We start from the raw sequence: 23,979 nt of genomic DNA on the forward strand, positions 1-23,979 counted from the left end.
CAAAAAAAATAAAAAGAGAAGCATATGCTTCTCTTTTTATTTATATTTTGAATAAATAAGTCTTATTCAAAGTTCATAGTAAATGGTACACTATAGTAAGATCTAACGCTCTCCCCGTTTCTCTTCGCAGGAGTCCATTTTTTAAGTTTCTTAACTACACGTACAGCTTCACTGTTAAAGTCGCCATTTGGAGATTTCTCTTCAATAGTAACTGCAGAAACAGTTCCGTCTTTTTCTACAACGAACTTCAACTTAGCTTTAAGCGTTCCTTCACCTCCTTCCATTAAAGAAGTATCGAAATTATCTCCCAAGAACTTTCTTAATGCTCCCATACCTCCAGGATATTCTGCAGATTGGTCAACATCTTTATAGATCTCGTTAGGATTATTTGCTTTTACCTCTACAGTACTAGCTTTAGTACCCGTAGATGGCGGTGGTGGCGGTGGCGTATAAGCCGGAGCCTTTACCCCCTCCTGATTCTGTAAACCAGTTGTTGTTTCCAACTGCTTAGAGATTGGTGGTGGTGGAGTTTCAATTTTCGGAGCTTTTACAGGCTCAGGAACTACGTTCTGAATCACCTCAATTTTCTCTTCTTCTTTTGGAGGAGGAGGTGGCGGTGGTTCTTCTTCCTTAGGCTGCTCAATAATAGGATCTTCTTCGATAATATCTACTAGATCTGCCTTTACTTCTTGCTTAGGCGGAGCTGTAAGATTTTTAATCGTAAGATAGATGAACGGAGACAAAGCTGCCAAAAGGAATAATGCTGTTCCGATGATGAAAGACTTTGTTAAAAGTCTCGGATACTGATGTCTAATATCGTAGGCACCATATTCCTTGTTTCTATTTTCAAATACAATCTCGTCTAATGTAAGATTCTGACCGTATACATTTTCATCTGCCATATTAGATATAACAATTTTATGGTTAAATTACTTTGTAGCAGCCGGTGCAGCACCTCCCACTTTCTTGTCATAAATAGCTTTTTCCCAAGGCTTCACATCGGTAACACCGTATTGCTCACTTTTGGTAATTGCCATTTCGTCAAGAATATCAACAAAGTTCTTATATATAGCATCGTCAGTTGGCTTAATGATCACGGTAAATTTCGTTTGATCTGCAGCTCTAGATTTTGCCTGCTGAATTACTTTTCTAATTCCTTCTCTATCAAGACTAGTTTCCATAAGAGTTTGGTCATTCAAGGACGTTGCATCCTGCTGGTGCCAAAATACTCTATTATTTTTTCCTAATAAGATAGAAATCGAGTTAGAAAGTTTAATTTCTGTTGGAGGTGGTTTTTTTGTTTCATCTTTCGGTTTAGCCGGAAGACCCAAATCCATAACATTCGGTTTACTGAATGTAGTTGTGAACATAAAGAAGGTAATCAATAGAAAACCCAAGTCCACCATCGGAGTCATATCGACTCTGGTACTCTGCTTCTTGGAACGGACCTTGCCGCCCTTGCCGCCTTTTTCTTGTACTTGTACTTCTGCCATTTCTATCGATATTATTCGTTAGGTTTACCTTCTTGTGATGTAATCAACCAAAATTTAAGAAAATCAATATCTCTTAAACCCTCAAATAAACTTTTCACTTTAGGGTATTGTGTTGTAACGTCACCTTTAATAGCTAACTTGTAGTCAGGGTTAACGCTCAAACTTTCTTTTACCCAATCAATTAATTGTTTATTTGTACTGTCCATAGGAATACCTGTAGGACTCTTATAATTTTTCTGCTCATCTGCAGGCATATCCAAGTAACCTTTAAGCTGGTTCATTGGAACTCCAATTGCCTGAACTTTCTGGAAAGCTGCTTTTTGGTTGTTGTCAAAAGTAATACCATACTTCTGTCCCATTTTATCCAAAAGAGCAATTCTTTCTGATGCATTTTCTACTGGCTGGAAATAGAATTTTCCGTCCGGAGTAGCGTTGATAGTCATTAAACTAGCATCAGGAAGCAATTTTTCCGAAATTGAAGATGGCGGTTTGATCTGCTCCACGTCAGGTTTTTTAAACTGAGTGGTCAAGATAAAGAACGTAAGAAGTAGGAACGCAACGTCACACATTGCGGTCATGTCCGTAACTACTCCATGTCTTTTTGGTTTGACTCTCGCCATTATTATAAAATATTTTTAATTAAACTTCTTTTAATTGCTAATGCAAATACCTTGCTAATTCTTAATTGAATTCAGCGAAAGATTGTTGGATACTCATAGAGATCTCATCGATCTTGTAAGTTAATCCGTCAATTTTAGAAGTAAAGAAGTTATAAAGGATAATAGCGATTGCTGAAGTACCAATACCTAATGCCGTGTTGATCAAGGCTTCAGAGATACCTGTAGATAGAGCAGCTGCATCCGGAGTACCACCTCCTGAACCTAATGCAAAGAATGCCTTGATCATCCCGATTACCGTTCCAAGTAGTGCTACTAATGTTGCAACAGTACCTAAAGTAGAAAGAATCATCATGTTTTTCTCAAGCATTGGCATCTCAAGAGTAGTAGCTTCTTCGATAGCTTTGTTAAGCGCTACCATTTTCTGCTCCTTATTTAATGTAGTATCGTGAGAAAGTGCTTTGTAAGTAGTAAGACCTTCTTTTACTACGTTACCTACAGAACCTTGTTGTCTGTCACACTCTTCGATAGCTTCGTCAATTTTGTTTTGGTTTAGTAAGCTTCTTACTTGTACAACGAAGTTGTCTAAGTTTCCTTTTCCAGCAGCTTTACCAAGAACGAAATATCTTTCAAAAGAGAAAACGATTACAGTAATCATGAAAGTAATCAAGATTGGTACGATAACCCCTCCTTTGTAGATAATACCTAAAAACGATTCTGGGTGAATGTCTTTTCCTTCAACACTTGAAAAGGCTACAGATCCACTTCCTAGTTTATCTGCATCTTTAAAGTTTCCTGGGCTACCAAGAACGAATAAATAAATACATACTCCTATAATAAATAGAATAGGAATAATAACAGCTGGATTTAAACCTCCTGCCTTTCTAGCAACTACTTGCTCATCATTTTTTGAAACATTCATTTCCATATTTAACTAAATTATATTGTTTTAAAATTTTACAGGGTGTAAATTAAAGGCAAAATTAATTAAAATGCAAGAGTCTTAATTAAACATTTTGCTTTTTTTTGATAAAGAAATTTTAATACGATTTCGATATAATAATTATTTTTAAATATTTTATTTATTTTCCCCAAATTTAACATTTGAGTTAAAAAATCAAAAAAATAAGACACCCATTTTTTTTAATTTCCCAATGTTAAATTTTATTTAAATTACGATATTCACAATACGGTGAGGGACTACAATGATTTTTTCAGGGGTTTTTCCCTCTAAAATTTGTTGCATTTTCTCACTCGAAATCACCAAATCTTCCACTTCCTTGGCAGATAATTGAGCTGAAAGTGAAATTTTGAACTTCATTTTACCATTTACACTTACCGGATACTGAATTTCGTCTTCAACCAGATAATCTTCATTTAATACCGGGAATTTTTCAATTTCAATAGATGTATCGTGTCCTAACAAACTCCACAGTTCTTCACAGATGTGAGGAGCATACGGAGAAATGATAACGGCCAGCGGCTCTAAAATATTGCGCTTGTTACATTTTATTTTCTGAAGCTCGTTCACAGCAATCATAAATGAGGATACGGAGGTATTGAAAGAGAAGTTTTCAATATCATATACTACCTTCTTTATTAAGGTATGTAAAACTTTGTATTCCGCTTTTGTAGGTTCTTCTTCTGAAACTTCAAATGTATCTTCATTGAAATAGAGATTCCAGAATTTTTTGAGGAAGCCATATACTCCACTTAATCCCTGAGTATTCCAAGGTTTGGATTGCTCCAATGGACCTAAGAACATTTCATACAGTCTTAAACCATCAGCTCCGTACTCTTCACAGATATCGTCAGGATTTACTACGTTGTATTTTGACTTGGACATTTTTTCTACTTCACGGTCTGTGATGTATTTTCCATCTTCCAGGATAAATTCTGCATCAGCATAATCAGGTCTCCAGGCTTTGAAAGCTTCAGTATCCAATTCGTCAGAAGTTCCTTTTAATAAGGATACGTCAACGTGGATCTGCTGAGTCTGGTAATCTTTAGCTAAATTTTTAGATACATATTGGTTGGTTCCGTCAATTCTGTACACAAATGCGCTCATCCCCAAGATCATCCCCTGGTTGATCAATTTCTGGAATGGCTCATCATGATTGATATATCCTCTGTCTTTTAAAAACATATTCCAGAAACGTGAATATAATAAGTGTCCTGTTGCATGCTCACTTCCTCCAATATATAAGTCTACCTGTCCCCAATAGTCTGAAAGATCTTTGGCACAGAACTCCCCATCATTTTGCGGATCCATATATCTAAGGAAATACCATGAACTTCCTGCCCAACCCGGCATTGTAGATAATTCTAACGGGAAAATAGTTTTATCATCAACAAGATCTGTAGCTACTACTTTCTGATTGGCTTCATCCCATGCAAATTCTTTTGCATTTCCTAATGGCGGATCTCCGTCTTCTGTTGGCAAATATTTTTCAACTTCAGGAAGTTGTAATGGTAAAGCAGAAGCTGGCAATGTGTAAGGCATCCCATCCTTATAATATATAGGAACGGGTTCTCCCCAGTAACGCTGTCTTGAGAAAATAGCATCACGCTGTCTGTAGTTCGTTGTTCCATGACCGATTCCTTTAGTTTCGATCTCTGAAATTATTTTTGACTTTGCGTCATTATAATTCAATCCGTTTAAGAAATCAGAATTTACACAAACGGAATCTTTGGAATCAAAAGATTTTTCCTGGATATCTTCTTCAGTTTCTACAACTTTTTTAATTTCAAGATTGAATTTCTTTGCAAATCTGTGGTCACGCTCGTCATGTGCCGGAACAGCCATCACTGCTCCTGTTCCATATCCCATCAACACATAGTCTGAAATATAGATTGGCATTTTTTCGTTGCTGAACGGATTGATTGCATAACTTCCTGTGAAAGCTCCACTCACGTTTTTCACGTCAGACATTCTGTCTCTTTCTGTTTTTTTGGAAGTTTCTTCAATATAAGTATCTACTTCTACTTTTTGAGCATCGGTAGTAATAGCTTCTACTAAAGGATTTTCCGGAGCCAATACCATAAAAGTTGCTCCAAAGATAGTGTCAGGTCTTGTTGTAAATACTTCAACGATTTCATCATGACCTTCTACCTGAAACTGAACCTGAGCTCCCTGAGATTTTCCGATCCAGTATTCCTGAGAATCTTTCAAAGGCTGTGGCCAGTCCAAAGTATTTAATCCTTGCAATAATCTTTCAGAGTAAGCAGAAATCCTCATACTCCACTGCATCATTTTCTTTTGGAATACGGGAAATCCTCCTCTTTCAGATTTACCGTCTTTCACTTCATCATTTGCCAATACTGTTCCTAATGCAGGGCACCAGTTCACAGTGGTTTCAGCTCTGTAAGCAAGACGATAGTTTAAAAGGATATCTTCTTTATCAAGATCGGAAGCCATTTTCCATTCTTCTGCTGTGAAATTTAATTCATCGTTTTGATTAGCATTTAACCCTTCTGTTCCTTTTTCTTCAAAGTGTTGAATCAGGGAATCAATAGATTCTGCCTTGTCTGTATTTTTATTATACCAGGAGTGGTACAGCTGGATAAAGATCCACTGGGTCCATTTATAGTAAGAGGCATCTGAAGTTCTTACTTCTCTGCTCCAGTCGAATGAAAAACCGATTTTTCTCAACTGCTCTTCGTATCTGTTGATATTTTGTTCTGTAGTAATAGCCGGATGCTGTCCTGTCTGAATAGCATATTGCTCAGCAGGAAGCCCAAAGCTGTCATATCCTACGGGGTGAAGAACATTAAACCCCTGATGTCTCTTATATCTTGCATAGATATCCGATGCTATATATCCCAGCGGGTGACCTACGTGAAGACCTGCTCCGGATGGATACGGAAACATATCGAGTACGTAAAATTTGGGTTTATCTGTGTTATTAGAGGTTTTATAGGTTTGATTTTCCTCCCAGTATTTCTGCCACTTTTTTTCTATCTGCTGATGATCGTAAAACACTTTATATATAGGTTATATGTTAGACTTTAAAATATTGAATTATTTTTCTTTTTAACAAGATTCACAAAAATAATGATTTTAAAGTAAATGGAAATTTAATTTATGATGAATTGCAATTCTGTCCCCAACAAAAAAATCCCATCCGGAGATGAGATCTGTTTTATATCCTGAAGTATATACTATTATTGAGTAATTCTTTTGAAGGTATATGTTCTTGTCTGGAATATAGTAGGATCCTGAGTTTCCTCTCTCACAGCAAGATTAAGCGTTGTATCATCCAAAGTAATAACCTTTGCATTTTGCGGCTCTACGATCCCCTGAATTTTCATTTGAACGTCTTTTCCTTCCTTATTATAAGTATAATTGAATTTTATATCAGAAAGAATAGCACACTGGCCAGGTGTAGCGGTATCTCCCCAGTTCGTTTTCCCTCCTTTGGAATCGGCGCTGAAAAACCATCTGGTCTGCTTCTGACAGTCAGTATAAGTAATCGTGTTAGAAACCGGGTCTTCACCAACCTCAACAGTGGTAACTACTTCTTTTAACGGTTGCCATGTCCCAACCAGAGGAGCTTCCAGAACAGTATCATTGTCATCACTACATCCTGTAGCTGCAAACAAAGACAAACCTGCAAATAGTAATGCTAATTTCTTCATAGATCAATTTTTTCAAGCGCTAAAATTATAATTTTTTTGATTTATATCACTATTTTTTATGAAAAATTATTTTATCGACCTTTATTTGTATATATTTTAAAACACTCAGACCTCATTTTCCCTTTATTTAACAAATATTGAATACATGGCCTATTCATTTTATTAAAAAAGTTATTTTTGCAAGAAAGAAAATACAAATGCAGGATATTACGAAAAACAATTTTGATTTTATACGCGTTCTCCTTGCCTTTATTGTCTTTCTCGGACATCTAGGTACTCTCAGTAATTCTCCTGACCTTAAAATTTTTGAGTACAGCCCTATAGAAATTGCGGTTTTCGGCTTCTTTGCAGTTAGTGGATTTCTTATAGCAAGGAGTTATGAAAGGTCTTCAAGCCTTAAAAGTTATTTAAAAAAGAGAATCAGAAGAATTGTTCCCGCTTACTTACTGGTTATTTTTTTATGTGCTATTTTATTAAGTTTGGTAAGTACCTATTCTTTCACCGAATATTTCAGCAATACACAAGTTTACAAATACCTATTCTGGAATTCATTATTTTTAAATTTCAAGGCACCCTGGCTCCCGGGAGTTTTTGGAAATCAGGCAGTAAACGGCGCTCTCTGGACACTGAAAATAGAAATGTGCTACTATTTCGCTGTCCCTTTGTTGTTTTTGCTTTTCGGAAAGAAGAACAAATACAGAAATATAAGTTTGATTATTTTATACTTTCTGTCACTTATTTATCTCAATTATTTTGAATCATTAAATAAAATTTCACTTGCCAAGCAGCTACCCGGAACATTATCCTATTTTATTCCTGGAATGCTGATTTACTTTAATTTTGATAAGTTTATCAAACATAAAAATATAATTTTCATCATCGCTCTTGCCACTGTGTGGATTGATTTATATTTAAACATTCAGCTTTTTTCCCCAATGATGATCGGTGTTATCGTAATGTATATTGCCTATTCATTCAAATTCTTAAATAATTTCGGAAAATATGGTGATTTCACCTACGGAATTTACATTTTCCACTTCCCAATCATCAGAACTTTCCAGACTTTAGGATTGTTTGAAGATTACAATCCGTTTGTAATGGCTCTGGTATGCATGTTGGTGGTCATTGCTGTAGGGGTAAGCTCATGGCATTTTTATGAAAAAAGATTTTTATAATTTTACAGTCTCAAAAAGCATAAATGAAAGATCTTGTCTCCATCATCACCCCTAGTTATAATTCGGCAGAATTTATTGAGGAAACCATACAATCCGTTCTTAACCAAACCTACGAAAACTGGGAATGGCTGATCACTGATGACAGGTCTAAAGATAATACTGTTGAGATCATCAGAAAGTACAATGATCCCAGAATAAAACTGCAGGTACTGGAAAAAAACGGAGGTGCAGGAAATGCCAGAAATAACAGTCTGGAAAGAGCACAAGGAAGATATATAGCTTTTCTGGATTCTGATGATTACTGGTATCCCGAATATCTGGAAACAATGACAGATTACATGCAGGAACATAATGCAGAACTGGTGTACTGCAATTATTCCAGATGTGATGAACACACAATGGAACCGATTTTAAAAGATTTTGAAGCTGATAAAATTGTTACTTTTTCGAATTTACTTAAAACCTGCAGACTGGCACCGGTTTCCACCATTTACGATACCAAAAGAGTAGGAAAATTTTTCTTTCCTGTAAAAAGCAAGCGCGAGGATCATGTCATGTGGCTGAATTTATTGAAAGTAATTCCTAAAGGTTATCCTGTACAAAAGACACTGGCAAAATACAGAATGCGCGAAAACAGTGTTTCCAGAAAGAAAAAAAACATCATAAAAGATCAATACCTTGTCTATAAAGATTTCATGGGATTTTCAACATTAAAATCCTTGTACTATACGGCTAACTGGGCGCTGAACGGATTTATGAAATATTCGAAAATTTTCAATTAATGGAGTATTCAAAAGAGTTCAAAGCCGCTCTGAGTGCTTTTTCCGCCAGCGAGAAAGATAAACTTATTTTCAGACTGCTGAGAAAGGATAAATTATTGTCTAAAAAGCTGTACTTCGAGCTTATTGATCCGGAAACCACCGATGATAAGAGGAATTCTATGGAAGAAATTGTTGCAGAAAAGGTTCTCTTAGCTTCAAAATACACCGGAAATGCTCCTTATTTCCTGACCATCATCCGAAAGATAAGTGCAGAAATCACTGAACACATCAAAATTACCACAGATAAATTCGGGGAAGTTTCACTGAATCTTCTTCTCGTCAATACAATTCTGGAAAACAACAGTGACCTCAGCAGACAAAGGTTTGACAATGTTTACAAGCTTTATATTTATATCATCAACAAAATATTCAAAGCCCTGACTCTTGTTAAAAAGCTGGATGAGGATTACTGGATGGAAATTGATGAATATCTGCGTGATACCCAAAAGAAGATCTCAGAAAACCACTATCTTCAAAAACTGTGTGTCAACAATGGTCTTGATACCAACTGGCTGGAATGCGACAGAATTCCTGAAAACATAGATCAGATTATGAAGGAAATGAAAAGTCAGGGGTATTTACGATAAAATTTTCTGCAGAATCATTTGGGTAGAATCTGGTTTCCCATCTACAAATTCCCGTGCATTCTGAGACATTTCTGTAAGCTCTTCATGGTTGTCTTCATTCATAAGGAATAAAACAAATTCTGCAGCTGTATATTCGTCTGGAAATGATTTTCCACCATTTGCAGCGATCAGATCATCAGCTTCCGGATTCTTCTTGTAATGATTTCCAAAGATCACGGGAACGCCAAAAGTTGCCGCTTCCAGAATATTATGAAGCCCTGCATCATGAAACCCTCCTCCTACAACAGCCGCATCCGCATAAGAATATAGTTTTGACAATAAGCCAATACTGTCTATAATCAGAACTTTAGCATTGATTAAAGGCTGAGCGTTTTGTATTTGGCTGTATAATAGCGCATCTGGGAATATACTTTTTAAATGTTCTACTCTTTTCAGATCATGTGGTGCTATGATGAGTTTCACCATATTATTTTTACGGGAAACCACTTCTGCTATTTTTTCTTCGGCCTGCCATGAACTCCCGAAAACTAATGCTTTATGATCTCCTTTAAAATCTGCAATAAAATCTACATGGTTGTTTCGTTCACGAAGTTGTTTTACTCTGTCAAATCTTGTATCTCCCGTTACGGAAGACTTTATCAATCCCACACTTTTAGCCAAGGCTAGGGAAAACTGAGTCTGATGAAAAAACCAATCTACATCTTTCTGAAGCTGCTTTACAAACCATTTACCATAGGAAGTAAAAAAGGATTGTCTCTCATAGAACAGAGCGGAAATAACGTATATTTTTGTCCCTTTACTTTTCAGTTCAGCAAGCAGATTATACCAATAATCATATTTAACCGTAAAAAACAGTTCAGTATTAAACTGTGATACAAATTCCCTCACAGTATTTTTTTTATCAAACGGTAAGTAACAAATAACGTCAGCGATATTTTTCTTTTTAATGACATTTTCATATCCTGAGGGAGAGAAAAAAGTCACCAGAACTTTATGATGGGGAAATTTCTCTTTAAGCTTTTCCAAAACAGACAGCCCCTGCTCATATTCTCCCAAACTGGCAGCATGCATCCAGATTATTCTATCTGTTGCTGAAAATGCTGATTTCACGTTGTCTAACGACTGCCTTCTTCCTTCAACGCCTTTTTTAGTTTTATCATTAATCAATGCAAAAACCTTCATTCCGAAAGTAAGGAGAGTGATAAATATATTGTATAGAAATGCCATTTTAATTATTCTTTTATTTCAATTCTATCATGATCCGCAGGCGGATTGGATATGACTAAAAATTCGATTTCTTCGGTGGATTCATTGGATATAAAATGTTTTAATCCAGGCTCAATAGAAATAGATTCTCCCTGTTTAACCGGAAATTTCTCTTCATTGATATAAAATACAGCTTCTCCCTTCAGAATATAAAAAAATTGCTCAGCCACTTTGTGAAAGTGCAGTTTTTCTGAAGTTCCTGCGGGCATCTTTTCCTGCTTTACGGATAAGCTTTGTGTATTTTTCAGGATCCAGCTGTCACAATGGCTTCCCCAGGTATAATGTTCTGAATTATCTTTAGAATGTATCATTTGAATAGATGGGCAATAAAAAGTAGTGCAGGAGTAAATAACACAACGGATAAAAATATGGCAGCAAATGAAATTTTAGGTTTTGCCTGATCATCTGCAGCAGATCTGAACATATAATCCTGAATATTTGTAAAAATGATTGCCAGTACAACAAAAAGTATTCTCAATCCAATTTTCATAATTAAAAACTGAGCATTCATATTCTGATCTGTAATTTCTACAGGGAAATTAGTACCTTCAGGATGTCTTACTCCATAGACAAATAGAACATATAATCCCAGAGCCAATACAGGCATCAGAAATGCATATATTTTCCCACCAAATCCATCAGCCTTTCCTTCCATATCAAAATGTACGGGAATTCTCTCTGGCAATGTATTATAGTTTTTCAGGGTAAATCCCCATAAGAAAGCGACCCATCCAAAATTAAAAATATCAAAAATTATAAAAAGAATATTTTCCATTTCAGATGAGATTGAGTTAAGATTAAATTACACTTTTCAGTACTCTCAGTTTGTGAGTGTGTTTGTTCATTTCTTTATTGAAAATCCCTGTGGAATCCAAGGTATCAATTCTTACTTTTCCGGAAGCATGAATGATCTTTTGATTATCCAGCATAATTCCTACATGGATAATTTTCCCTTCTGCATTTTCAAAGAAAGCAAGGTCTCCGGGCTGTGTTTCTTCTATAAAAGTAAGCGGTTCTCCTACCTCAGCCTGTTGTGAAGCATCTCTCGGAATTTTAATATTATGAATTTTATAAACCAGTTGAGTAAATCCAGAGCAGTCTACAGCAAAAAAACTTTTACCACCCCACAGATAGGGTACATTAAGAAATTCTTTTGCCGTCAGTGCGATACTTTCACGTATATCATGACTTCTTCTTGAAGCAACCACTGGAAATTCCACTTCTGATCCCATAGACAATAGTGTCTTCCCATCATTCATTAACACGGAAGAAAAATCTTCAGTAACGACAGTTACTTTTCTGCCTGCCAGCACTTCATCCGTTATCGGTTTCAGTTGTTTGGTATCCATCCATCCTTCATAGCCGTCATAGTGCATTTTTATTTTGGCCCAATTTTTATCTACTTCCAAAATATCTGCACTTTCTCCAAACAATATTTCCGTAACAATTTCAGCTCTGTCAGAATTCTCTGCACGAACCGGCGCTACTGTAACAATACAAATTCCTTTATTCATTAACTCTCAATTTAAAGATTGAATAATTTAAAGATAGAAAAAATACAATCTGTATTCCCTTCAAATGTTCTAATCTTTGGATATTTTAATTACTTTCTGCGAAGAAAGTTGACTCCATCACGCAAAGGTAAAATAAGATTTTCAAAATCTTCGTCTTTTGCCGCCAAATCATTCAATTCCTGAATAGACTGCGTAGATTTCAGTTTAGGATTTTCTTCAAGCACTTTCCCGTACCACAAAACATTATCAAACAAAATTACTGTTCCTGACTTGGTGTGGGGTTTTATCAATCTAAAATATTCTGCATAATTTTCTTTGTCGGCATCCACAAAAATCAGATCGAAAAACTCATCTGTTTCTTTTAAATATTCCTTAGCATCCTGAAGTTTAAAATCAATCTGACTGGCATATTCACTCGACTCAAAATACTTTTTCGGCAGATAAGCAAGATCTTCGTTCACATCCAGCGTTGTAATTTTTCCGTCTTTTGCCAATCCTGAGGCAAGACATAGTGTAGCATATCCTGTGAATGTTCCTATCTCCAAAATACTTTTCGGCTGCAGCATCTGGGAAATAATAGTCAATAACCTTCCCTGCTGGTATCCGGAAATCATATGAGGCTGTGTTGTCTTCTGGTAAGTCTCTCTTCTCAGTTTTTTCAGAATTTCGGATTCCGAAGAAGCGTGCGCTTCCAAATATCTGTCCATTTCAGGATTCTTTTCTTCAAAAAAACTCATACCATTTTAATTTAAAACAAATTTAAGGATTTTAAAGCTAGTTTTTAAATTCAACAAGAAGATACAAAAAAAGAGAGAAATTAATCCCTCTCTTTTTCTTAGTAATATATAATTTTATGTAAAAAATCATTATACAGCTATACAATATTGTCTTATACCAGCACAAACCCATCCTGGACAACACTTTGTTTGTGGACTAGTACAAAATATCTGTGGATTACATCCTCTAATAGCACCTTGTACAGTTTTCATTTCTACTCTTGAAAGTTTTTTTGAATTTTTCATAATTATTTTGTTTAGTATTAATTTCCTACTCTTTAAGATTTTCGGACACCTCTATTTTTATTTCCTTTTAAAGGGATTTAAATATACACATTCTTTTGCTAACCAAACAATTATACGTTAATAATTGGTTAAAAATTTAAAAAAAATACATCATACCGGGAAAAACCCCATATAAAATACCGTGAAAATACGGATGGTATTTTTGTGGTATTCGTTATAAGTTTGCAATGAGAATAAGGGGTAAAAACACTAAGAGAAACAAGATGATTGCAGGAGAGACACAAACTAACCATGGGAATCACAAAAAAGTTATGCAGAAAGGCACAACTGATTCTTCTGCAGCAAAAACTAAGAAAGAAATATCCACTTCATTTTTGCTACGAATTATTTCACTCCTGAAAAAGGAAGAATTAATTTGATTAAAAATAGATCCCGGCCACCTTCGGGATTTATTTTTTTATAATACTCTTTCCGCTCAAACTTCATCTGTTATTCTATCTGATCAACACTATAATCCCATTCCGGGACCAACATTTTTCCCAACTCCAATTCAAAGGAACTTTTCTGAGTTCATCAGTAAATCTTATCATACACATCAATGAAGCAGCCTGAATTATCCTTAAACAGCCTGTTATTCTGCGGGTTCTCATCTTTCCTATCTTCACATTTCAACATTAACAGGTTAAAGTCCTTGTAAAAAAACAGGATAAACACTTATTCTTAAGCACTTACATAATTATACATTTGATCTAAGTTTCTCAACCATGAAACACTCATACGAGGAGGCCCCCGAAAATCCTAAAACAGAGTAGGGATATTTTAAAACAACCACATGAAAACAAAGACTTTATTTTTAATTGGAGCAATAGTGGGACTTGTTATGATATTTTCCCAGCTAAAGCCTCAGGAAATGTCTTTTTATAAAGAAAAAGGCAATTACATTGTAGACAACAATTACATCCTTAAAGATGTCAAAAAAATTTCTGATGAAGACATAAAGAGTTTATTAAAACTACAAAAACTTCACCAGAATAGTTTGGGTACCAATTTTATTATATACAAAATTAACAGACAGTATATCATCCGCGGATGCTTAATGAAAGCTAATATCGACTGGAAAAAATATGGTGATCTAAGAGCTAAAGTAGACGGCATCCTGAAAAAATACGGAGCCAAAGAACTTGGAACGGATTATTATGCCATTCAAAACAATCAGGTTGCAACAAATGCCGCCCTGCTGAGCCAGAAAGATATTGCTTCTTTAGGTAAACTTACTGTAAGAGGTGCTGAAGAATACACGATCTGCCCGCCAACTATGGGAAGAAAGAATCTTACCAATGTGATCATAAAATCTTACAAAGTCAATACAGCTATTGATCCAAGAATCAATGTAAAGCTTAATAGTGTATTGGCCAACTACAAATAACAGATAAAGGCTGTTTTTATTCTGAAGACAGCCTTTTCTTAAATCTTTTTGTCATGAAAAAAAAGCTTCAGTTATCCGGAATTTTCATTATTCTATTGATTGTGTTCACCATTGGTATGAAGGGAACTTTTGATGGCTACTATGGTTTTTATTATGAAAACAAAAACTACGATAAACCTCTGGCATATGTGATATCAGAGAACATTGCCCAATCAAAGCCCATCAATATGTTTACGGCTTATACCGGTTTTGATACAGGATATGGCTTTTATGCTCCCAATGTTGCCAGTGATTTTGTGATGAGCTTTGAGCTGACAGATAAAAAGGGAAATATACTGGAACAAAAAACGATGCCATATTTCAAAAGTAAGGAGAGCAGAGTAAGATACACTACAGTCTTTAATATGTTTCTGGATAAAATTTCCGATAAAAACACTTATGACCGCAAATATTATCAGTACCTGGATATTATCATCAGACAGATTGCAGCACACGTGATGAAAGAAAATCCTAATGCTGCCAGCATTACTACAAAACTCTATCTGTACGACTACCCTACTATTGCAGATTTCAAACAGGGCAAAACGAATGAAAATCTTATTCTTATCGATGAATTCAAACATTAAAGTGATGAAAAAGCTGAATGTACTTTATACCAAAATTGAAAACTTCTTTTTCAAAAAGGATAATCAAACAGAATTCTTAAGCTTCTTCCGGGTTGCTATAGGAACCGTCATCCTCTTACAGTTTCTCGCAGTACTACCGGATTTTGACAAATTATTTTCAAGCAGCAGCATTATCCCGCAGGATATTATGAGCGTTTTCACACCCGACTGGCTGATTACTTTCTCAAAAATCATCACCTTTTTACAGGGCTTCGGTATTGAAGAAGGTACAACAATTGCCATAACCAAAATATCATTTATTACATTGTGTATTTTGATTATTACCGGTTTTTATTCCAGAGGTTCGGCACTTCTTTTACTGATACTGCAGATTGCCTTACTCAAGGGAAGTTCTTTCTTTGCGTATGGTGCAGACTTTTTCACAAGCATTTCTTTATTTTATCTGATACTTTTCCCTGCCGATCATCATTTTTCACTGAGAAATTTTATTTTCAACAGAAAACCTGAAGATCTTAATATTATTCCGGTTAAAAGATTATTTCAGATTCATATTTCTATCGCTTATTTCTTTTCCGGACTTGACAAAGCATTGGGGTTCAACTGGTGGAACGGAGAATCTATCTGGAAAGCCATTCATCTGCCCTATTCCAACAGAGATCTGAATTTTGATTTCAGCTGGCTTACAGAACATTCTTATATCTTAAGTTTCATGGGATGGAGTACCATTATCATCGAGATGTGCTATCCGTTTTTCATTTGGTACAAACCAACTCAGAAAACATGGCTTTTCCTGACAGTCTCTATGCATATAGGAATTGCACTCGTTCTTAATTTATATTACTTTTCAGCCATTATGATCATATGGAATATCACCAACTTTTATTTTGAACAAACCGCTAAAAAAGCAGTTCCTTTTTCAAAGAAAAAAATATCAACTCAATATATTCCGAAACAGATTAACTCATAAAAAAACAAATCCCGAATTGCTTCGGGATTTATTATTATGTAGGGTTGAGTGATTATTTCTTAGGAGCGATATCCATCAGTTTCATAAACTCATCAAGCTTAGGCATAATGATGATTTCCGTTCTTCTGTTTTCTGCTCTGCCAGAAACACTCATGTTTGTCGCTTTCGGATTGTATTCAGAACGACCTCCTGCTGTAATTCTTGCCGGATCTACTCCAAACTGAGTCTGAAGAACTTTAGCCATAGAAGTACCTCTTAATGCAGAAAGATCCCAGTTGTCTCTCGGAAGGTTTGGAGAGTTCAATGGAGCATTATCTGTGTTACCTTCGATCAATACTGAATATTTATCATAATCATTGATTACTTTAGCTACTTTACCTAACACTTCCTGAGCAGCAGGCAGAATGTTGTAATCTCCTGTTTTATATAACATATTATCTGAAAGAGAGATCATTACCACTCCTTTCAATACCTTCACCTGTACATCCTGATCAGATACATTATCTAAAGATCTTTTCAGCTTGTTAGACAATGCCAGGTTCAAGCTGTCATTCTTAGCGTTGTTAGAGATCAGTTGTTTGATATAAGAATTGGAAGCATTGATTTCACCTACCAGCTTATCAATATTAGCAGAGCTTTTTCCGGTATTGGAAAGACATGCATCAAGTGATGATTTTAAAGCATCATGCTGGCTTTTCAGCAAGTTGTTTTCACCAGACAATGCAGAGTTCTGAGACTTCAAATCCTGAATTTCTCTCTGTCTTTCTCCGATATTTTCAATACACTGCTTATAGTTTGAGCTCAAAGCATCATACTGCTTCTTGCTGACACAAGATGTCATTCCCAGCGCCATTGCAGAAACTGCTACAATTTTTAAAATCTTCATAAATAATCATTTTTAGACTACTCAAAGTTAGGAAAATTCAATTGAATTATATCGGTTATCTTTGCATAAAAGAAATTCTCAACATCCATGTTGGAAAAATCAAGCTTTATAAGTCAATTAAAAAACCTCGTTCACGAACCGGAAAATCATACGTATCTTCTGGCGGTAAGCGGAGGGGCAGACTCTATGGTTCTTGCCTCTTTGTTCAGGGATTTAGGGAACAAAATCAAAGGTTCAACATTCCAGTTTCAGGTTGCCCATATCAATTATAAACTTCGTGGTCGTGATTCTGATCTGGATCAAAAAACGGTACAGGATTTTTGTGAGAAAAATCATATAAAATTTCATTTGTATGAAGTTTCGGAAAAGGATCAGAAACCTGAAAATTCTATTCAGCTTTGGGCTAGGGAACTTCGATATACTTTTTTTAAAGAAATTCAGGAAAAAGAAAAACTGGAATTTCTGGTTACCGCTCATCATCTGAATGACCAGCTGGAAACATTCATCATCAACCTTTCCAAGGCTGCCGGCATCAACGGGCTAAGTGGAATTCCATCAAATGACAATTATATTCTCAGGCCGCTTTTAAATTTTTCAAAAAAAGAAATTTATCATTTTGCTGAGGAACATACAATTGAATTCCGGGAAGATCTGTCAAATAAAAAAAGTGACTATCTGAGGAATAAGATTAGAAATGAGATTGTTCCGGTATTGATGGAAACCAATGACCATTTTCTGGAAAACTTTAAAAAAAGTTCTTTGTATCTGAATCAAACGAAAGATTTTGTCCAGAAACAGATTCAGGAAATAGAAAATCGTCTTACGGTATTTAACCAAGACCATAAAATCTTATCAAAGGAAAAGCTGGATCAGGAAAGCGATTTCGTAAAATTTGAAATTTTAAAAAAATATGGATTCAACCAAGAGGAAGAAATCCCCAAAATTTTTAAAGCCGAAAACAACAGTTCATTTTTTTCAAAAGAATATCAGTTGATTGTCAACCGTAATGAACTGATTTTCATCAACAAAGGCAACGAAAAAAAAATCGAAGAGGAAATAGTTCTGATCGATCATTTTGATTTTTCCGAAAACCCAATCAACATCAATCTCGTAGATTACATTGAAAACATTGATGGAATCAATAAAGGGTTTGAATGGGATTTTGATGTTGACAAACTTCACTTCCCGCTGCGTTTGAGAAAACAAAAAGAAGGTGACGAGTTGTATCCAACCGGTTTTTCCGGGAAAAAGAAAGTTTCTAAGTTTTTTAGGGACGAAAAATTATCTATTTTAGCGAGGCAAAAAATCTGGATACTGACTGACAGTGATGATTCTGTACTTGGGATCATCCCCTTCAGACAGGATAGAAGATATGCAAAGAATGAGAAGACAAAATGGAGTCTCAAAATTTTTAATGAAATGAACAATGAAATTTAGAAATTGGTTTTTATTAATTCTACTATTTTTAGCGACAGGGATTAATGCGCAGATAAAGAATCCTGTAAAGTTTAAATTCACCATCAACGACCTGGGAAACAATCAGTACGAAGCCGTATTGAATGCTACCATGGAAAGCGGATGGCACATTTACTCAAAAGATTTACCGGAAGATACCGGAATTCCTACTGAGTATAAAGTTACGGGAAAAAATATTGAACTGATTGGGAAGTTTACCGAAGTAGGTAAAAAACATGAAGAGTTTTCTGAAGCTTTTGGAGGAACAATTGTTTTCTACTCCAATTCGGCTGGATTTAAGCAGAAATTTAAATTAAAAGATCCGACAAAACCTGCGGATGTCACTTCTGAGATTACGTATCAGACTTGTGACGACAGAGTTTGTCTGGCTCCCAATACATTAGAATTCAACCAAAAAGTTACCCCAAAAGGAGCAACGGAAGAAGCTGCTACTAAAGAAACGGCAGTTCCTGTAAAAGATTCAGTAAAAACACCTGAAACAGTTACAGAAATCCCTTCAAAAACCGAAACTGCGATTACAGAAACTTCAAAACTGGATCCTAAGCAGCTGAAAATTGCAACAATAGATTTCAAAAAGCCATTGACGGATTGTGGTACAGCTTCTACCAAAGTGGATGAAAATTACTGGACCTATTTATTCCTTGGGTTTATCGGAGGTTTAATCGCTTTGCTTACCCCTTGCGTTTTCCCAATGATTCCATTAACCGTTTCATTCTTTACGAAGGGGAGCAAGAACAAGGCGAAAGGGAAAAGAGATGCCCTTATCTATGGGTTTTTCATTCTTCTTATCTTCGTTTTATTGAGTATTCCTTTCCACATTATTGACGGAATTGCAGGGAATATCTTCAATGAAATTTCTACCAGCGTATGGCTGAATATTGCCTTCTTTATCATATTTATCTTCTTTGCCGGAAGTTTCTTCGGGTATTATGATATTACTTTACCAAGTTCTATTGCCAATAAATCTTCAAAAGCGGAAGAAGCGGGAGGAATTATCGGTATTTTCTTCATGGCACTAACATTGGTTATTGTTTCATTCTCTTGTACAGGACCTATTTTAGGAAGCTTACTGGGAAGTGCAGTAACAGGTTCTACCAATGTTCCGATGTTATTGACCTTTGCATTGGCAGGATTCGGGCTGGCTTGGGCTATTATTTTCGGATTGCTGGCATTATTCCCGCAGGCATTGCAGAGTCTTCCGAAATCAGGAGGATGGATGAATACCGTAAAAGTAGTTTTAGGTTTCGTAGAATTAGCTTTAGCTTTGAAATTCTTATCTAAAGCAGACCTTGTTTCTAAGACATTTTTCTTAAAAAGAGAACTTTTTATCGCAATCTGGATCATTGTTGCATTAGGATTAGCATTATATTTATTAGGATTTATCAGATTCCCGCACGATGATAAAAAACCTAAAATTTCCATTACAAGAAAAATATTAGGAGCATTAGGAATTGGTTTTGTAATTTACTTAATCCAGGGATTGATACCATCTGACCGTCCGAAGCTTCAGCTGTTAAGCGGAATTTTGCCTCCATTGAACGTAAGTTACTTCCATGATGAAAAAGACGGAATCTTAGGAATGCACCCGGAACACGACTTCTTCAAAGCAATAGAGCTGGCAAAAAAAGAGGATAAACCAATCCTTATTGACTTCACCGGATATGGTTGTGAAAACTGTAGAAAAATGGAGGAGTTTGTATGGAGCGAACCAGATATCTTACCTATCCTTCAGAATGATGTAGTATTAGCATCTTTATATGTGGATGACAAAGAAGAGCTTCCGGAGGATCAAAAAACTAAAATTGACCTTGGTGAAGGGCAGATCAAAAAGGTAAAAACAATTGGTGACAGATGGAGCTTATTCCAACAGGTTAACTTTAATAATAACTCGCAGCCTCACTATGTTTTGATCACTCCGGACGGAAAAGTAATCAACACTCCTGTTTCCGGATATATGCCGAAAGAGGATTTCAAAAAATTCCTGGAATGCGGGGTGAATTACTATAAAAAGAGTAAATAAAACATTTATATATCATTAAAAAACTCACACTTTATGGTGTGAGTTTTTTATTTTAAATGAATTGTATGCACCATAAAACACCAAAAGAAGTGTAATTTTAATTATATTTGAATAACTATCACCAATTCAAATACATATGAGACATTTAACATTTACTTTTTTATTTTTCACTTTTTCCATATCTATGGCTCAAACGGCCCCTTCTATAGAATGGCAGAAAGCACTGGGAGGAAGTCAGGCTGAATCGGCTAATGCCATTCAGCAAACCTCTGACGGAGGATATATTGTTGCAGGAAATTCTATGTCAAGCGATGGAAATATGACAAATCATGGAGATTCTGATTACTGGATTATAAAGTTAGATACCTCAGGAAGCATACAATGGCAAAAATCATTGGGTGGAAGTTTCTACGACAGTGCAAACTCTATTCAACAGACAGCCGATGGAGGATATATTGTTGCCGGGGAGTCTTATTCTATCGATGGAGATATTACAGGAAATCATGGAAATTCCGATTACTGGATCGTAAAATTGGATGCCTCAGGAACTATGCAATGGCAGAAATCATTGGGTGGAACTAATGAAGACTGGGCAAATTCTGTTCAGCAAACTTCTGACGGGGGATATATTGTTGCAGGTGAATCTTATTCTACTGACGGAGATATTACAGGAAATCATGGAAATTCCGATTACTGGATTGTAAAATTGGATTCCTCAGGAGGCATACAATGGCAAAAAGCATTGGGTGGAACTTCTTACGACAGGGCAAATTCTATTCAGCAAACTTTTGACGGAGGATATATTGTTGCAGGAGGATCCGCTTCTAATAACGGAGACATTACAGGGAATCATGGAAACGAAGATTTTTGGATCGTGAAATTAAATTCTTCAGGAATCATACAATGGGAGAAATCATTGGTGGGTAATCTTGCTGATGCTGCAGAGTCTATCCGGCAGACATCAGAAGGGGGATACATTGTTGCCGGAGGGTCTAACTCTACAAATTCTGAAATACCGACAAATTTTGGAGAATCTAATTATTGTGTAGCAAAATTAGATTCTAACGGAAATACGCTATGGCAAAAATATTTTGGTGGCAGCGGTAACGATTACGCCTATTCTACCCAACCAACTTCTGACGGGGGATATATTGTCGCCGGGGCAACCGGTTCTGCAAACGGAGATATTATAGGAAGTCATGGAAGCTCTGAGTACTGGATTATAAAATTAGATTCTTCAGGAATCATGCAATGGCAAAAACCACTGGGAGGAACTTCTTTTGATGAAGCATACTCCATTCAACAGACAGCTGATGGAGGCTATATACTCGCAGGACAAATTTCTTCTACGGACGGAGAGGTTACAGGAGCCCACGGAAGTTCAGACTCATGGATCGTAAAATTAAACTCCGATCAATTAAGCACTGCAGAAAATCACTCTATTAACAAACCTAGTATTTATCCCAACCCCTCAAAAGATTTCTTTTATGTGGATCATCTTCCCAAAGAAACGGTTGTCAGCATCACGGATATGTCCGGAAGAAAACTTTTCTCTCAACAATATAATGAAGAAAAAATCAGGATCAATACTTCAGCCTTCACAGAAGGAATTTATATGATTCAGATAAGAAGCAAAGAAGAAATTATTTTGTCAAAGAAAATAACCGTCAGCAGATAAGTTCTTGACAAATCCTTTAATTTGAACATTATTTAAGCTTAACAAAATAATTATTTTTTTAGCATTTGAAACTCACACTTTACCGTGTGAGTTTTTTATCTAAAGCTTCAGCCAATTAGATGTACTGCCAAACAACAGTGTCATAATTATCATTAAAAAAAAAGAAATAGTAATATTTAAAAAATAACCATAAAAACAATCAATAGATTCATGAATCTATTGATTAAACAACAAACAAGGCATATGTTTTGTAAGAATTACTCAATAAAAACCGTTTAACATTTAAAATTTTTTAATCATGGCAGAAGTAATCGCACAAGAGAAACAAGGCAGCAAGCAAAAGAAAAAAATGATCCGGGTAGACATGACTCCTATGGTAGATCTGGGATTCTTACTCATCACGTTCTTCATGTTCACCACAAACTTTACAAAACCTAATGTAATGGATTTAGGATTACCGGCAAAAGATCCAAACCCTCATCCTGCGGACATTCCCGTAATTGGAGATAAAAACCAGATTACATTTATCCTTGGAAAAGATAATCGTGTATTTTATCATCAAAGTAATCAGAAAGATTTAAATACAGGAAATCTTAAAGAAACAGATTTCAGTGGAATAAAAATTTCAAAAATCATTTCTGAGGCTTATAAAAATGCACCGGCACCTGAAAATTTCACCGTAATCGTGAAGCCAACGGATGAAGCCAATTATAAGAATTTTGTGGATATGCTGGATAACCTGGCCATTTCCAAAAAAGAGCGATATGGCGTAACCGATATCAAGCCTTGGGAAACAAAGATTTACAAGGAATTGACTCAATAAAAGACAAAGGGCATTTTTAAAATGCTCTTTTTTGTTTACATTTGAAAGGAAAATTGACCCGCAGTATGTAAAGGCTGCATTATTTTTAACCTTCTATAATTTTGGAATCATGCTGAACTTTGAAAGAAAAGGAAACGGAAAAGAAACATTAGTACTTCTTCACGGATTTATGGAGAATCTATCCATCTGGAGCGATATGGAGCATCATCTTTCCAAAGATTTTTCATTGCTCAAAATTGACCTTCCAGGCCACGGGCAGTCTGAAATTCTCGCAGAAGTTCACACCATGGAACTGATGGCCGAAGAAGTAAAAAAAGTTTTAGACGATCAGAATCTAGAAAAAATTCACCTTTTAGGACATTCTATGGGAGGATACACGTCTCTTGCGTTTGCAGAGAAATATCCTGACTCTTTGAAAAGCTTAACTTTATTTTTCTCTACTTATTTTCCGGATGATGAAGAGAAAAAACAGCAGCGCATCAAAAGCTACAGAATCATAAAAGACGCATTTGCTCATTATGTAAGGGCTGGCATTCCCAATTTATTTAATCCTGATGAAAGGGATATCCTGGAAGGAAAAATTGAAACTGCTCTTGAAACAGCCCTATCTACAAATAATCTGGGCGCTCTTGCCTGTGTGAAAGGCATGGTAGAAAGAACCGACAAAAAACATATTCTGGAAAATCTGGAAGCTAAAATTCTGATATTAGCAGGTAAGCACGACAATGCTGTAAAAACCGACATGATGATCAAACATCTTCCGGACAGGACAAATATCAAATCTTATATTCTGGACTGTGGACACAACGGGCATTGGGAAAAACCTGTCATCTGTGCTGAAATCATCAATACGGAACTTCTTCACAACCTTCCCAAAAAACTTGTTTTATAACATCAGTTTCCTGACGGATAAAAGTCAGCTCTAATAAAAAAATCCTGTATAT

General features: G+C 35.7%; 24 protein-coding genes. 11 read left to right on the forward strand and 13 right to left on the reverse strand.

From position 1 onward, the window contains the following. Positions 1 to 62: 62 nt before the first annotated feature. From FW781_RS10010 to FW781_RS10035, 6 genes are all read right to left on the reverse strand, one after another. Complete coding sequence (locus FW781_RS10010; RefSeq protein ID WP_149387244.1) at positions 63 to 902, reverse strand: energy transducer TonB; 840 nt, start codon at positions 900 to 902, stop codon at positions 63 to 65. A 27-nt stretch (positions 903 to 929) separates the two neighbouring features. Further along, positions 930 to 1,493 (reverse strand): ExbD/TolR family protein, encoded by a 564-nt coding sequence (locus tag FW781_RS10015; RefSeq protein WP_149387245.1) that lies wholly within the window; start codon positions 1,491 to 1,493, stop codon positions 930 to 932. An 11-nt stretch (positions 1,494 to 1,504) separates the two neighbouring features. Continuing rightward, the gene (locus FW781_RS10020) at positions 1,505 to 2,113 is read right to left on the reverse strand and encodes an ExbD/TolR family protein (protein ID WP_121489308.1); all 609 of its coding nucleotides are present in this window, start codon (positions 2,111 to 2,113) and stop codon (positions 1,505 to 1,507) included. 61 nt (positions 2,114 to 2,174) lie between these two features. After that, the gene (locus FW781_RS10025; protein ID WP_047373530.1) at positions 2,175 to 3,038 is read right to left on the reverse strand and encodes a MotA/TolQ/ExbB proton channel family protein; all 864 of its coding nucleotides are present in this window, start codon (positions 3,036 to 3,038) and stop codon (positions 2,175 to 2,177) included. Between the two features lie 240 nt (positions 3,039 to 3,278). Beyond that, positions 3,279 to 6,092 (reverse strand): leucine--tRNA ligase, encoded by a 2,814-nt coding sequence (leuS, locus tag FW781_RS10030; protein WP_149387246.1) that lies wholly within the window; start codon positions 6,090 to 6,092, stop codon positions 3,279 to 3,281. Positions 6,093 to 6,274: 182 nt separating this feature from the next. Next, on the reverse strand, positions 6,275 to 6,748 hold the full coding sequence (locus FW781_RS10035) for a lipocalin-like domain-containing protein (RefSeq protein ID WP_149387247.1): 474 nt from the start codon (positions 6,746 to 6,748) through the stop codon (positions 6,275 to 6,277). Between the two features lie 197 nt (positions 6,749 to 6,945). Between FW781_RS10035 and FW781_RS10040 the strand changes: the two genes are divergently transcribed. From FW781_RS10040 to FW781_RS10050, 3 genes are read left to right on the forward strand one after another with little or no spacing between them, the layout of a single operon-like run. Continuing rightward, entirely contained in the window at positions 6,946 to 7,923 is a 978-nt protein-coding gene (locus tag FW781_RS10040; RefSeq protein WP_149387248.1) for an acyltransferase family protein, read from the forward strand. Positions 7,924 to 7,946: 23 nt separating this feature from the next. Then, positions 7,947 to 8,705, forward strand: a complete 759-nt coding sequence (locus FW781_RS10045) for a glycosyltransferase family 2 protein (protein ID WP_149387249.1) — start codon at positions 7,947 to 7,949, stop codon at positions 8,703 to 8,705. Further along, the gene (locus FW781_RS10050) at positions 8,705 to 9,331 is read left to right on the forward strand and encodes a deoxyuridine 5'-triphosphate nucleotidohydrolase (protein ID WP_149387250.1); all 627 of its coding nucleotides are present in this window, start codon (positions 8,705 to 8,707) and stop codon (positions 9,329 to 9,331) included. The genes FW781_RS10045 and FW781_RS10050 overlap by 1 nt, the downstream gene beginning before the upstream one ends. Here FW781_RS10050 and FW781_RS10055 read toward each other — a convergent pair. From FW781_RS10055 to FW781_RS22845, 6 genes are all read right to left on the reverse strand, one after another. Continuing rightward, a complete protein-coding gene (locus FW781_RS10055; protein WP_149387251.1) occupies positions 9,323 to 10,558 on the reverse strand; it encodes a 3-deoxy-D-manno-octulosonic acid transferase in 1,236 nt (411 codons plus the stop codon). The genes FW781_RS10050 and FW781_RS10055 overlap by 9 nt on opposite strands. A gap of 5 nt (positions 10,559 to 10,563) precedes the next feature. Beyond that, a complete protein-coding gene (locus FW781_RS10060) occupies positions 10,564 to 10,908 on the reverse strand; it encodes a cupin domain-containing protein (RefSeq protein WP_149387252.1) in 345 nt (114 codons plus the stop codon). Next, complete coding sequence (locus FW781_RS10065; protein ID WP_149387253.1) at positions 10,905 to 11,372, reverse strand: DUF1648 domain-containing protein; 468 nt, start codon at positions 11,370 to 11,372, stop codon at positions 10,905 to 10,907. Before FW781_RS10065 ends, FW781_RS10060 begins: the two co-directional genes overlap by 4 nt. A 22-nt stretch (positions 11,373 to 11,394) precedes the next feature. Next, positions 11,395 to 12,111, reverse strand: coding sequence for a C40 family peptidase (locus FW781_RS10070; protein ID WP_149387254.1), 717 nt, complete (start codon positions 12,109 to 12,111; stop codon positions 11,395 to 11,397). 89 nt (positions 12,112 to 12,200) lie between these two features. After that, complete coding sequence (locus FW781_RS10075; protein ID WP_149387255.1) at positions 12,201 to 12,848, reverse strand: O-methyltransferase; 648 nt, start codon at positions 12,846 to 12,848, stop codon at positions 12,201 to 12,203. Positions 12,849 to 12,977: 129 nt separating this feature from the next. Continuing rightward, a complete protein-coding gene (locus FW781_RS22845) occupies positions 12,978 to 13,133 on the reverse strand; it encodes a CCPGW family putative bacteriocin (RefSeq protein WP_407296040.1) in 156 nt (51 codons plus the stop codon). Positions 13,134 to 13,965: 832 nt separating this feature from the next. On the opposite strand from FW781_RS22845, the gene FW781_RS10080 reads away from it, so the two are divergent. The 3 genes from FW781_RS10080 to FW781_RS10090 are packed head-to-tail and all read left to right on the forward strand — an operon-like array spanning position 13,966 to position 16,152. Further along, positions 13,966 to 14,559, forward strand: a complete 594-nt coding sequence (locus FW781_RS10080) for a hypothetical protein (protein WP_149387256.1) — start codon at positions 13,966 to 13,968, stop codon at positions 14,557 to 14,559. Positions 14,560 to 14,612: 53 nt separating this feature from the next. Further along, positions 14,613 to 15,185: a hypothetical protein gene (locus tag FW781_RS10085; protein WP_149387257.1), complete on the forward strand. Its 573-nt coding sequence runs from the start codon at positions 14,613 to 14,615 to the stop codon at positions 15,183 to 15,185. 4 nt (positions 15,186 to 15,189) lie between these two features. Beyond that, positions 15,190 to 16,152, forward strand: a complete 963-nt coding sequence (locus FW781_RS10090; RefSeq protein ID WP_149387258.1) for an HTTM domain-containing protein — start codon at positions 15,190 to 15,192, stop codon at positions 16,150 to 16,152. A gap of 52 nt (positions 16,153 to 16,204) precedes the next feature. Here FW781_RS10090 and FW781_RS10095 read toward each other — a convergent pair whose 3' ends face one another. Then, on the reverse strand, positions 16,205 to 17,038 hold the full coding sequence (locus FW781_RS10095; protein ID WP_149387259.1) for an OmpA family protein: 834 nt from the start codon (positions 17,036 to 17,038) through the stop codon (positions 16,205 to 16,207). Between the two features lie 87 nt (positions 17,039 to 17,125). Between FW781_RS10095 and tilS the strand changes: the two genes are divergently transcribed. The 5 genes from tilS to FW781_RS10120 all read left to right on the forward strand — a co-directional run bounded on the left by tilS (position 17,126) and on the right by FW781_RS10120 (position 23,927). Further along, positions 17,126 to 18,475, forward strand: a complete 1,350-nt coding sequence (gene tilS, locus FW781_RS10100) for a tRNA lysidine(34) synthetase TilS (RefSeq protein WP_149387260.1) — start codon at positions 17,126 to 17,128, stop codon at positions 18,473 to 18,475. After that, positions 18,465 to 20,534: a protein-disulfide reductase DsbD family protein gene (locus FW781_RS10105; RefSeq protein WP_149387261.1), complete on the forward strand. Its 2,070-nt coding sequence runs from the start codon at positions 18,465 to 18,467 to the stop codon at positions 20,532 to 20,534. Before tilS ends, FW781_RS10105 begins: the two co-directional genes overlap by 11 nt. Before the next feature lie 136 nt (positions 20,535 to 20,670). After that, positions 20,671 to 22,212: a T9SS type A sorting domain-containing protein gene (locus FW781_RS10110; protein WP_149387262.1), complete on the forward strand. Its 1,542-nt coding sequence runs from the start codon at positions 20,671 to 20,673 to the stop codon at positions 22,210 to 22,212. 298 nt (positions 22,213 to 22,510) lie between these two features. After that, positions 22,511 to 23,035, forward strand: coding sequence for a biopolymer transporter ExbD (locus FW781_RS10115; RefSeq protein ID WP_149387263.1), 525 nt, complete (start codon positions 22,511 to 22,513; stop codon positions 23,033 to 23,035). 109 nt (positions 23,036 to 23,144) lie between these two features. Continuing rightward, entirely contained in the window at positions 23,145 to 23,927 is a 783-nt protein-coding gene (locus FW781_RS10120) for an alpha/beta fold hydrolase (RefSeq protein ID WP_149387396.1), read from the forward strand. Positions 23,928 to 23,979 lie beyond the last annotated feature (52 nt).

The sequence above is a fragment of the Chryseobacterium panacisoli genome (assembly GCF_008274625.1).
Lineage (GTDB): Bacteria > Bacteroidota > Bacteroidia > Flavobacteriales > Weeksellaceae > Chryseobacterium > Chryseobacterium panacisoli.